General features: G+C 72.5%; 8 protein-coding genes. 5 read left to right on the plus strand and 3 right to left on the minus strand.

The features are described 5' to 3' along the window. Window positions 1-9: 9 nt before the first annotated feature. The 3 genes from meaB to FZC61_RS10445 are packed head-to-tail and all read right to left on the minus strand — an operon-like array spanning window position 10 to window position 4885. Complete coding sequence (meaB, locus tag FZC61_RS10435) at window positions 10-999, minus strand: methylmalonyl Co-A mutase-associated GTPase MeaB (RefSeq protein ID WP_148614109.1); 990 nt, start codon at window positions 997-999, stop codon at window positions 10-12. Next, window positions 999-3164, minus strand: coding sequence for a methylmalonyl-CoA mutase (gene scpA / locus FZC61_RS10440; protein WP_148614110.1), 2166 nt, complete (start codon window positions 3162-3164; stop codon window positions 999-1001). Before scpA ends, meaB begins: the two co-directional genes overlap by 1 nt. Next, window positions 3161-4885: a methylmalonyl-CoA mutase family protein gene (locus FZC61_RS10445; protein ID WP_148614111.1), complete on the minus strand. Its 1725-nt coding sequence runs from the start codon at window positions 4883-4885 to the stop codon at window positions 3161-3163. The genes scpA and FZC61_RS10445 overlap by 4 nt, the downstream gene beginning before the upstream one ends. 207 nt (window positions 4886-5092) lie before the next feature. Here FZC61_RS10445 and FZC61_RS10450 point away from each other — a divergent pair, with 207 nt between their 5' ends. From FZC61_RS10450 to FZC61_RS10470, 5 genes are all read left to right on the plus strand, one after another. Beyond that, window positions 5093-6415 carry a hypothetical protein gene (locus FZC61_RS10450; protein ID WP_148614112.1) on the plus strand — a complete coding sequence of 441 codons (1323 nt, stop codon included), beginning with the start codon at window positions 5093-5095 and terminating at the stop codon, window positions 6413-6415. Window positions 6416-6493: 78 nt separating this feature from the next. Further along, a complete protein-coding gene (locus FZC61_RS10455) occupies window positions 6494-8164 on the plus strand; it encodes a SpoIIE family protein phosphatase (RefSeq protein WP_148614113.1) in 1671 nt (556 codons plus the stop codon). Between the two features lie 79 nt (window positions 8165-8243). Further along, window positions 8244-9299: a glycosyltransferase gene (locus FZC61_RS10460; RefSeq protein ID WP_148614114.1), complete on the plus strand. Its 1056-nt coding sequence runs from the start codon at window positions 8244-8246 to the stop codon at window positions 9297-9299. Window positions 9300-9384: 85 nt separating this feature from the next. Beyond that, window positions 9385-10104 carry a succinate dehydrogenase cytochrome b subunit gene (locus tag FZC61_RS10465; protein ID WP_148614115.1) on the plus strand — a complete coding sequence of 240 codons (720 nt, stop codon included), beginning with the start codon at window positions 9385-9387 and terminating at the stop codon, window positions 10102-10104. A gap of 17 nt (window positions 10105-10121) precedes the next feature. Beyond that, window positions 10122-12146 carry a fumarate reductase/succinate dehydrogenase flavoprotein subunit gene (locus FZC61_RS10470; RefSeq protein ID WP_148614116.1) on the plus strand — a complete coding sequence of 675 codons (2025 nt, stop codon included), beginning with the start codon at window positions 10122-10124 and terminating at the stop codon, window positions 12144-12146. Window positions 12147-12230: the final 84 nt, after the last annotated feature.

Here is a 12230-nt window from a genome sequence, read left to right on the forward strand (position 1 = left end):
CCAACGCCATCAGTAGTGCGAGTCGTCGTAGGCCGCGAGGAGCCGGTCGGCCGCCACGGTCGCCGGCAGGGCACCGGCCAGAACCTCGCGGCGCACCTCGTCGCGGATCGCACGGACGCCGGGCGAGTGCCGCAGCCGCTGGTCGAGCTCGTCGCGCACCAGGGCCCAGGTGAAGGCCAGCTGCTGCTCGGCCCGCTTGGCGGCCAGCCCGTCGGCCCCGAGGTGCTCGCGGTGCGACAGCACGCGGTGCCACACGTCGTCGACGTGCAGGTCGTGCAGCGCCGAGCAGGTGACGACCGGGGGCGCCCACTCGGCGTGGCCACGGACCAGGCGCAGGGCACCGGCGAGCTCGCGGGCCGCCACCCGGGCCTCCTGCTCGTGCTCGCCGTCGGCCTTGTTGACGGCCACGACGTCGGCGATCTCGAGGATGCCCTTCTTGATGCCCTGCAGCTGGTCACCGGTGCGGGCCAGGGTGAGGAACAGGAACGTGTCGACCATGCCGGCCACGGTGACCTCGGACTGGCCGACGCCCACGGTCTCGACCAGCACCACGTCGTACGTCGCCGCCTCGAGCACCGCCATCGCCTGCACCGTCGCGCGCGCGACGCCGCCCAGGGTGCCGGCCGACGGGGACGGCCGGATGTAGGCGGCGGGGTCGGCCGAGAGCCGCGCCATGCGGGTCTTGTCGCCGAGCACCGACCCGCCCGTGCGGACGCTGCTGGGGTCGACGGCCAGGACCCCGACGCGGTGGCCGGCCGCGGTCAGCTGGGAGCCGAGGGCCTCGATGAACGTCGACTTGCCCACGCCGGGCACCCCGCTGATGCCGACGCGCACGGCCTTCGAGTGCACGCCCGACCGGTCGTCGGTCAGGACGGTGAGGAGCTCACGCGCCATCGCGCGGCGTTCGGGCTTGCCCGACTCCACCAGCGTGATCGCCTGCGCGACCGCGGCGCGACGTCCGTCACGGATCCCGGTGACGAGGGTGCCGACGTCGGGCATCAGTGACCCAGCTGCTCCCGCAGCTTGGCGAGCAGGTCGAGCGCCGACTCGGCGATGACGGTGCCGGGCAGGAACACCGCGGCCGCCCCCATCTCCTTCAGCGTGGGGACGTCGTCGGGCGGGATCACGCCGCCGATGACCGTCATGATGTCGGGCCTGCCCTGCTCCTCCAGCGCCCTCTTGAGCGCCGGCAGCAGGGCGAGGTGGCCGGCCGCCAGCGAGCTGACCCCGACGATGTGCACGTCGGCGTCGACCGCCTGCTGGGCGACCTCCTCGGGCGTGGAGAACAGCGGGCCGACGTCGACGTCGAAGCCGAGGTCGGCGAACGCCGAGACGATGACCTTCTGACCGCGGTCGTGGCCGTCCTGGCCCATCTTGGCCACCAGGATGCGCGGACGGCGTCCCTCAGCCTCCTCGAACTCGGCGGTCGCGTCGAGGACCTGCTGGAGCAGGCTGCCGTCACCCTCGCCTGCGGTGTCGCGGTACACGCCGGAGATCGTACGGATGACCGCCTGGTGGCGGCCGTAGACCTTCTCGAGCGCGTCGGAGATCTCGCCGACGGTCGCCTTGGCCCGGGCCGCGTCGACGGCGAGCGCGAGCAGGTTGCCGTCGAGCGACCCCTTGGCCGGGCCCCGCTCGGCGCTGTTGGTCAGCGCCTCGAGAGCACTGCTCACGGCGTCGTCGTCACGCTCGGCCCGCAACCGCTCGAGCTTGGCGATCTGCTGGCGGTAGACGTCGTCGTTGTCGACGCGCAACACGTCGAGCTTGTCCTCGGCCGCGAGCCGGAAGGTGTTGACGCCGATGACCTTCTGGGCGCCGGAGTCGATGCGCGCCTGGGTGCGCGCGGCCGCCTCCTCGATGCGCATCTTGGGGATGCCCTGCTCGATCGCCTTGGCCATCCCACCGGCCTGCTCGGCCTCCTGAATGTGGGCCCAGGCCTTCTCGGCCAGGTCGTGGGTGAGCCGCTCGACGTAGTAGGAGCCGGCCCAGGGGTCGATCGTGCCCGTCGTGCCGCTCTCCTGCTGCAGGAGCAGCTGGGTGTTGCGGGCGATGCGCGCCGAGAAGTCGGTCGGCAGCGCGATGGCCTCGTCGAGGGCGTTGGTGTGCAGGCTCTGCGTGTGGCCCTGGGTGGCCGCCATCGCCTCGATCGCCGTGCGGCCGACGTTGTTGAACACGTCCTGGGCGGTCAGCGACCAGCCCGAGGTCTGCGAATGGGTGCGCAGCGAGAGCGACTTGGGGTTCTCGGGCCCGAACTCGCGCACGAGCCGCGACCACAGCGCCCGGGCCGCGCGCAGCTTGGCGACCTCCATGTAGAAGTTCATCCCGATCGCCCAGAAGAAGCTGAGGCGCGGCGCGAACTGGTCGATCGTCATGCCGGTGTCGAGGCCGGCGCGGATGTACTCGACGCCGTCGGCGAGCGTGTAGGCCAGCTCGAGGTCGGCCGTCGCCCCGGCCTCCTGGATGTGGTAGCCCGAGATCGAGATCGAGTTGAAGCGCGGCATCCTGGCCGAGGTGTAGCTGAAGATGTCGGAGATGATCCGCATCGACGGCGCCGGCGGGTAGATGTAGGTGTTGCGGACCATGAACTCCTTGAGGATGTCGTTCTGGATGGTCCCCGCGAGCTGCTCGGGCTTGACGCCCTGCTCCTCGGCCGCGGCGATGTAGAGCGCGAGCACCGGCAGCACCGCACCGTTCATCGTCATCGACACCGACATCTCGTCGAGCGGGATGCCGTCGAAGAGGGTGCGGGTGTCGTAGATCGAGTCGATCGCCACGCCGGCCATGCCGACGTCACCGCGCACGCGCGGGTGGTCGGAGTCGTAGCCCCGGTGGGTGGCGAGGTCGAAGGCGACCGACAGGCCCTTCTGACCGGCCGCCAGGTTGCGGCGGTAGAACGCGTTGGACGCCTCGGCGGTCGAGAAGCCGGCGTACTGGCGCACGGTCCAGGGCTGGGTCGTGTACATCGTCGGGTAGGGCCCGCGCAGGAACGGGCTCAGGCCGGGCCACGTGTCGAGGGCGTCGAGGCCCTCCAGGTGCTCGGGGCCGTAGACCGGGAGGATGTCGATGCCCTCGGGGCTCGTCCAGGACTCGCCACCCCCACTGGTCGAGCTCGTCGGGACCCCGCCGCCGAGCGGCAGGCCGGCGAAGCTCTTCGGGACGCTCATGCGAGTGCCTCTCTCGTGCGGGTCAGGAACTCGAGTGCGTCGACGCCCATGGCGCAGGAGTCGTCGCTGTAGCCGGTGGCCTTGCCGGCGATGACCACGTGGGTCGCGCCGGCCTCGCGCAGCGCGGCGGCCGCGGCCTCGCCCCACTCGGCGTACGCCGCGTCGGAGCCGGCCAGGCAGACCACCGCCTGCCCGTCGTAGGCCGCCACGAGCGCGTCGACGCCGTCGGTCGCGCCCGCGACGTCGACGGCCACGCCGCCGGCCGCGAACAGGTTGGTCGCGAAGGTGGCGCGGGCGGTGTGGGCGGCCACGGGTCCCAGGGTCGCGAGGAACACGTGGGCGGCGGGCGGGTCGTCGCGCAGCGCCTCGAAGCTGGCGCCGTAGGAGCGGACGCCCAGCCCAGCGCCCTCGCGGGCCGGGAGGGTCTCGGCGAGGTGGGGGAACTCGGACAGGCCGGTGAGCGGCCGCTTGCGGGTGGCGACCTGCTTGTCGCGCGCGGCGACGACGTCGGCGATCGCGGCGTCGAGGTCGGCCCCGTCCTCCAGCTCGCCGAGGACCGCCCACGCCGCGACGGCGAGGTCGTCGGTGAGCTTCTCGACGGCGTAGGAGCCCCCGGCGGGGTCGGCCACGCGGGCGACGTGGGACTCGGAGATCAGCAGGTGGGAGGTGTTGCGGGCGATCCGGCGACCGAACAGGTCGGGGCGCCCCAGCGCGCTGTCGAAGGGCAGCACGGTCACCGCGTCGGCCCCGCCGACACCGGCGGAGAACGCGGCGACGGTGGTGCGGAGCATGTTGACCCAGGGGTCGTAGCGGGTCATCATCGGCCGGCTCGTAACGGCGTGCAGGGCCATCGGCACCGGTCCTGGCTCGGACCCGGACAGCTCCTGCACCCGCGCCCAGAGCCGGCGGGCCGCCCGCAGCTTGGCGATGCTCGTGAACTGCTCGTCGGTCACCGCGAGGCGGACCTCGACGAGCCCGGCGGCGTCGGCCACCGAGAGCCCGGCGTCGGTCGCGGCACGCAGGTAGGTCGCGGCCCGGGCCATCGCCCAGCCGAGCTCCTGGGCGTCGGAGCCACCGCGGTCGTGGACGGTCGTCGCGTCGACGACGAAGGCCCGGACGCCGGCGGCGCGGGCGGCTTCGGCGGCCTGCGCGTCGAAGGCGGGGAGCCCGAGGTTGGTGGCCGGGTGCAGCTCGAGGTCGCCGGCCCAGGTCAGGAACGCGGTGGCGGTGGCGGCCTCGTCGCCGGCGGGCGCCTGCAGCACGACCGGCGCGAGGTCGAGGAAGACCCCCTTCAGCAGGGCGTCGAAGTCGGTGTCGGGGCCGGCCTCGAGCCACAACGAAGTCACCCCGCCCTCGAGGTCACCCAGTGCCTCCTCGTTGACGGCCTCGGCCTCCCCGGCTGCGAGATGCGACCGGATGTCCCAGTCGCCGGCCCTGGTCGGGCGGCCGGAGGTCTGCAGGCCCTCGAGCAGGTCGGGGGTGCCCAGCGGCGGCAGCGCGATGCCGTCGAGCGTGGTGCGGGTCAGCGTGTCCCAGACCCGGTCGTCGGGGTCGTCGTCGGACATCCGGCGCGCCTTGCGCAGCACCGTGGCCGCCTCGCGCTCCCAGTCGGCCCGGGTGTGCCGGTCCTCCGGCTGCGCCAGGTCGAGCGAGCCCTGCACGGGCTCGAGCCGGGTCGGCTCGTCCAGACCGCCCTCGACGGTGGTCCCCTCGGTCGTCATGGACCGAACCCTAGGAGCCCGCCCGACACCCGACCACACAGTGTGACGTTTTTGGTACGCCGCCGCCGTCCCGCGCCCGGCCGGATCCCGGCTGAATCTGGCCCGATATGACCAGAGACGACCCCGTCCGACGCGGCCTAGCGTGGCGTGGCGCCGCCTCGGGACGGCGTCAGCCATGCCCCCTCCTCCTCGGACAGCGAGATCCCCATGCCCTCACCCCAGCCGCTCCCCGGCACCCTCCGCTCCTCCCTCACCGCACGCGTGCGCACCGTCGGCGTCGCGACCCTCGCCCTGACCGGGGTCCTGACCGCCACCCTGGTCGCGCCCGCGCAGGCGGCGACGATCAGCGTCACCCCCGTGCGCACCATCACCACCGGCTCCTCGATCAACCCGGTCGGCGGCATCGCCGACAACGGCACCCTCTACGCCGTCGACTCGGGCGACATCCAGGTGTGGGCACCGAGCTCGGACGGGACGCCGGTCGTGACCAAGACCTTCACCGGCACCGACGTCAGCGGCAGCTCGGTGCCGGCGCTCAGCCCGTCGCTCGGACTGGCCTACATCGACGGCGGCAGCACCAGCGTCGACGTCCTCGACCCGGCCCAGCCCGACGGGGCGGCGGCGCCCGTCCGCTCGATCAGCGGAGCCCTCACCGAGATCACCCAGCCCCAGGCCCTCGCGTGGACCCCCGAGGGCTCGCTGTGGGTCCTCGACGCGACCACGGGCGGCGACGTCGAGCTGCTCCGCTTCGCCCCCGGCGCCAACGGCAACGTCGCCCCGGTGCAGAAGATCTCCGGCAACCGCACGCAGCTCGACGTCGACTCCCTCGGGATCAGCTTCGTGGCGGGTCTGCCCGGCAACGCGGTCGCGGTCGCGCCCGCCGCCTTCGACCCCTCGGTGTCGGTGTTCACCGCGACCCAGACCGGCGACGTCGCGCCCTCGCGGCGCCTGGAGGTCCCGACGCCGCGGCCCAGCTACCTCTCCGAGGGCGTGGCGACCGACCCCCAGGGCCGGATCTACATCGGCTCGGGCGACATCAACGGCAACGACTGGGGACGCCTCGACGTCTTCGCCCCCGGCGCCCCGACCGGCGCCGCGCCGATCCTGACCCTCGGCGGTGCCGCGCAGCGGCTGCGCATCCCGCTGCTGCCCACCGTGGCCGCCAACGGCACGATCGCGCTGCTCGACGCCACCATCGTCACCCTCGGTGGCAGCACGATCCAGAGCGCCAAGGTCAAGGTCTTCCGCCCGCTGTTCACCAAGCCCGGCCGGCCCGCGGCCCTGAGCGTGTCGAAGTCGGCCTCGAAAGTGACCTTCCGCTGGAAGCCCGCCACCAACCCGTCCGGCACCCCGCTGACCTACAAGGTCGTGGTGCGCCGCTCCGGCAAGACCGTGCTGTCGCGCTCGCTGGCGGCGACCAGCCTCGGTGTCAGCCGCACGACCCTGCCCCGGGGCAAGCTCACCGTGAGCGTCACCGCCGTCAACGTCGGCGGGTCCGGGCCGACGGCCGGCAAGTCCTTCAGCTCGTGAGGGACTGACCCGGACCGCGCCCCCGGGGCCGACCCAAACCTCTGCGGAGGTCCGGCCCGGGGGCTAGGTTCTGGTCGCGTGGAGCACGGACTGTTCGGCACGGACGCGATGCTGTCGTCGTCGTACGCCGAGGTCGACTGGGCCGTCACGTCGCTGGGAGCACCGGCGTCGTGGTCGCCGACGCTGCGCAGCACCGTGCGGTTGATGCTCAGCTCGCGGTTCCCGATGACCTTGCTGTGGGGCCTCGACTACACGCTGCTCTACAACGAGGCCTACGTCGAGCTCATCGGCGACAAGCATCCGCAGGCCCTCGGCGCGCCCGCCGAGCGCGTCTTCGCCGAGGCGTGGGAGTTCATCGGGCCCCGGCTCGACCTCGCGCGCCACGACAGGACCAGCACCTTCATCGAGGACGCGCTGGTGCCCCTGGAGCGCGCCGGCTTCCTCGAGGAGTGCTACTTCACCTTCTCCTACTCCCCCGTGCTGTCCCCCGACGGCGAGGTCGAGGGGGTCATCGACATCGCCGCAGAGACGACGTCGCACGTCGTCACCGAACGCCGGCTCAGCCTGCTCTCGCGCCTGGGCGCCCTGCTGCGCGGCGTCGACCGGATGGAGGACGTGCCGACCCGGTCGGTCCTGCTCCTGCGATCGGCCCTCGCCGACCTGGGCGGCGTCGACCTCCACCCCGCCTCGGGCGCGGTGCCGCGCGACGACGCCCTGCCGGCGGGGCCACGCAGTCCGGTGCTCGGGGGCGACCCCGTCGTCGAGGACCACGACGGCCGTACGGTCGTGTGGCTGCCCCTGCAGCTCGGCACCTCCGTGGACCTGCCGGTGGGCGAGCCCCGCACGAGCCCCTCCCCGGCGCGGACGGCCACCGACGCGTCGTCGGACCGGCCCCTGCTCGTCGTGGCGCCCAACCCGATGCTGCCGCTCGACGAGGACCACCTCGACTTCCTGCGGCTCGTGGCCGCGACCATCGGCCAGGCCCTCGACCGCGCCGAGAGCCTGACGCTGGAGCGGCAGGTCGCGGGCGCCGAGCGCGCCATGTCGGAGACCCTGCAGCGCAGCCTGCTGGGCGAGCCCTCCGCACCCAGCGGCTACCAGGTCGCGACCCGCTACGCCCCGGCCATCGAGACCGCCCAGGTCGGCGGCGACTGGCACGACGCCTTCACGCTGCCCGGCGGCCAGCTCGTGGTCGTGGTCGGCGACGTGACCGGCCACGACCGGCACGCCGCGGCCGCGATGGCCCAGATGCGCAACCTGCTGCGCGGCATCGCCTACGCCGCCGACGGCGACCCCGACCCGGCCGCCGTCCTGACCGCGCTCGACGGCGCGCTGCACGGGCTCGAGGTCGGCACCTTCGCCAGCGCGATCCTGGCGGTGCTCGAGCCCGACCCCCGCGGGGGCTCCACGATGAGCTGGACCAACGCCGGGCACCCACCACCGTTCGTCGTCGACGCCGACGGGGTCCGGCTGCTGCACGGCGAGCCCGAGCTGCTGCTGGGCGTCGAGCCGAGCTCGCCGCGGACCGTGAGCCGGGTCCGGCTGGCACCCGGCTCGACCGTGGTCCTCTACACCGACGGCCTGGTCGAGCGCCGCGGACGGTCGCTGGACGAGGGGCTTGACCGGATGGCCGACGACCTGCGCGGCCGGGTCGACCTCGGGCCCCACGAGATGGCCGACCACCTGCTGGCCGCCGCCCCTCCCGGCGCCGGCGACGACACCGCGCTGGTGTGCGTGCGCGTCCACTGACCCGGACCGGCACCCGCATTTCAACCGGCGTCCACGTCGTGATCGGCGTGCGGACGCACGGCGGTCCGACCCTCGTCCCATGCGGATCGCCCTGGTCACCGAGACGTTCTACCCGGCAGTCGACGGCACCACGACGACCCTCAAGGCCGTCGCGGACCGGTTGGTCGACCTCGGGCACACCGTGCGGGTCGTCGCCCCGGGGCCCGGGCTGACGACGTACCGGACCTGCCAGGTGGTGCGGGTCCGGCCCCTCGACGCGGCCGGCCCCCAGGTCCGGGCCGCGGTCGACCAGTTCGCCCCCGACCTGGTGCACGTGACCTCACCGGGCACCCTGGGCCGCAAGGCGCTCAAGCACACCCGCCGTACCGGGATCCCCTCGGTCGTCGTCGAACAGTCCGCGGTGCTCGACCAGAGCGCCGACTACTGGCGCACCCGCGTCGCCGACCGCGCCGACCGGGTGCTGGTCACCTCGCAGTGGATGGTCGACCGGGTCGCGGAGTTCGGCGTCGACGCGGGCCTGTGGCGCCCCGGGGTCGACGCGGCCGCCCTCACCCCGGCCCTGCGCGACCAGTGGCTGCACGACTCGTGGTCGCGGGCCCGCGCCGTCGGCGGACCCCTGGTCGTGGTCGGCTACGTCGGCGGCCTGCACAAGAAGCACGGCGTACGCCGCCTGGCCGAGCTGGCGTCGCTGCCCGGGATCCGGCCCGTGGTGATCGGCGCCGGTCCGCAGCGCGACTGGCTCGAGAGCCGGCTGCCCGGAGCCCGGATGACCGGGGCCCTCTCGACCGGCGACCTCACCATCGCGGTGCCGACGCTCGACGTGCTGGTGCACCCGGGTGAGCACGAGACCTGCTGCCACGCCCTGCGCGAGGCCGCGGCCGCGGGCGTGCCGGTCGTGGCGCCCCGGTCGGGCGGCGCGCCCGACGTCGTACGGCACCTGGAGTCGGGGCTCCTCTACGACCCGGCCGACCCGCGCGCCCTGCGGCGCGCCGTCGAGTCGGTCGCCGCCGACCGCCACCGCGGCCTGCTCGGCTCCCACGGACGCCGCCTCGCGGTGACCCGGAGCTGGACCGAGGCGGTCGACGAGCTCGCCGCCCACTACGACGCGCTCGTCGGGGCCCGCGCGCCCCTCTGAGCGCGTCACTGGTCCGGACCAGCGACCTACGTCACAGCCCTAGGGGGTGAGCGCAGGTCCGTCCGCGGTCGTAGAGTGACCTCTTGTGGCAACAACGACACGACCTGCTCTCGTCAAGGGCTCTCGATCGTCCCGCTCCACGATCACCCTGAAGCTGCTGATGGCCGCCAGTGGCCTCCTCTTCATCGGGTTCGTGCTGGGACACATGTACGGCAACCTCAAGGCGTTCGCCGGTGAGGAGACGTTCAACAACTACGCAGAGCACCTGCGCGAGTTCGGCGAGCCGATCCTCCCCCACGAGGGCTTCTTGTGGATCGCCCGCGTCGGCCTGCTCGCCGCGCTCGTCGTGCACGTCACGTGCGCGGTGATCCTGGCCCGCCGTGCGGGTCGCGCCCGCACCGTGAAGTACGTGGTGAAGAAGAACACCCACTCGAGCTTCTCGTCGCACTGGATGCGGTGGGGCGGCGCCACGCTGCTGCTGTTCATCGTGTGGCACCTGCTCAACTTCAGCTTCGGCAAGGTCAACGTCTCCAACGGCGAGACCGGTGACCCCGACAAGAACCCCTACCGCCTCATGGTCGACAACTTCGACGTGTGGTGGCTGACCGCGATCTACCTGGTCGCCATGGTCGCGCTCGCGCTCCACCTCCACCACGGCACGTTCAGCTCCGCCCAGACCCTCGGTCTCACCGGCACCGCCCGAGCCCGCCGCAACGCGCGCGCGGCCGGACTGGTCATCGCGATCGTGGTCGCCGGCGGGTTCTCGTTGGTTCCGATCGGCGTGCTCGCCGGCATCATCGACTGAAGGGTTCAGACACCATCATGGCCGGATCGACCTTGCACGACGGGCTCACGCCCCTCAACAGTGCGCCCACCCAGACCTCCGACGACGCCCACGGCTACTACGTCAAGGGCGACAAGATCGTCGACACCGCTGCCCCGACCGGCCCGATCGCCGATCGCTGGACCACGCGGCGCTTCGAGAACCGGCTGGTCAACCCGGCCAACCGCCGCAAGCTCACCGTGATCATCGTCGGCACCGGCCTGGCCGGGGCCGCCGCGGCCGCGACGATGGGCGAGGCCGGCTACAAGGTCAAGTCGTTCTGCTACCAGGACTCCCCGCGTCGGGCGCACTCGATCGCCGCCCAGGGCGGCATCAACGCGGCCAAGAACTACAAGGAGGACGGCGACTCGGTCTTCCGTCTCTTCTACGACACCGTCAAGGGCGGCGACTACCGCTCCCGCGAGTCCAACGTCTACCGCCTGGCCGAGGTCAGCACCAGCATCATCGACCAGTGCGTGGCGCAGGGCGTGCCGTTCGCGCGTGACTACGGCGGCCTGCTCGACAACCGCTCGTTCGGCGGCGTGCAGGTCTCGCGCACCTTCTACGCCCGCGGGCAGACCGGCCAGCAGCTCCTCATCGGCGCCTACCAGGCCATGGAGCGCCAGGTGGCCGCCGGCACGGTGGAGTCCTACACCCGCCACGAGATGCTCGAGCTGATCGTCGTCGACGGCGTCGCGCGCGGCATCATCGCCCGCGACCTGGTCTCCGGCGAGATCGAGACCCACCTGGCCGACGTCGTCGTGCTCGCCTCGGGTGGCTACGGCAACGTCTTCTACCTGTCGACCAACGCGATGAACTCCAACGTCACCGCGGCGTGGCGCGCCCACCGCAAGGGCGCCTACATGGCCAACCCCTGCTACACGCAGATCCACCCCACCTGCATCCCGGTCGCCGGTGAGTACCAGTCCAAGCTGACCCTGATGTCGGAGTCGCTGCGCAACGACGGTCGGATCTGGGTCCCCAAGAACCGCGAGGACTGCGACAAGGACCCCCGCGACATCCCCGAGGAGGACCGCGACTACTACCTCGAGCGGATCTACCCGGCGTTCGGCAACCTCGTCCCACGCGACATCGCCTCGCGCCAGGCCAAGAACGTCTGCGACGAGGGCCGCGGCGTCGGCCCGGTCGTCGGTGACTTCCGCCGTGGCGTCTACCTCGACTTCGCCGACGCGATCGAGCGGCTGGGCGAGGACGCGGTGCGCGAGAAGTACGACAACCTCTTCGACATGTACGAGCGCATCACCGGCGAGAACCCCTACCAGGTCCCGATGCGCATCTACCCGGCCGTGCACTACGTCATGGGCGGCCTGTGGGTCGACTACCACCTGCAGTCCAACATCCCCGGGCTCTTCGTGACCGGTGAGGCCAACTTCTCCGACCACGGCGCCAACCGCCTGGGCGCCTCGGCGCTGATGCAAGGCCTGGCCGACGGCTACTTCGTGCTGCCCAACACGATCCGCGACTACCTCGCCGACGGGCCCTTCGCCCCGGTCGACGAGTCCCACCCCGCCGTGGTCGAGGCACGCCAGGACGTCGAGGACCGCGTGCAGAAGCTGCTGTCGATCAACGGCAAGCGCTCGGCCGACAGCTTCCACAAGGAGCTGGGCCACATCATGTGGGAGTACTGCGGCATGGAGCGCAGCGAGCCCGGGCTGCGCAAGGCCATCGACATGATCCGTGAGCTCAAGGCGGCGTTCTGGTCCGACCTGCGCGTGCTCGGCTCGGCCGAGACCATCAACCAGTCCCTCGAGAAGGCCGGCCGGGTGGCCGACTTCATCGAGCTGGGCGAGCTGATGTGCATCGACGCGCTCAACCGGCGCGAGTCCTGCGGCGGCCACTTCCGTGCCGAGTCGCAGACCGACGACGGCGAGGCGCTGCGTCACGACGACGAGTTCGCCTACGTCGCTGCCTGGGAGTGGGGCGGTGAGGAGGGTCAGCCGGTGCTGCACAAGGAGGACCTCATCTACACCGCCGTCGAGATGAAGCAGCGCAGCTACAAGTAACGACCCCTGCGAGACGATCGCGGCGAGGCCGGGCCGTGGGCCCGGCCGGCGCCGCCCCCACACCAGCCGGGGCCCGGCTGGGAC

Origin of the sequence: Nocardioides rubriscoriae (assembly GCF_008087085.1) — a bacterium.
GTDB lineage: Bacteria > Actinomycetota > Actinomycetes > Propionibacteriales > Nocardioidaceae > Nocardioides > Nocardioides rubriscoriae.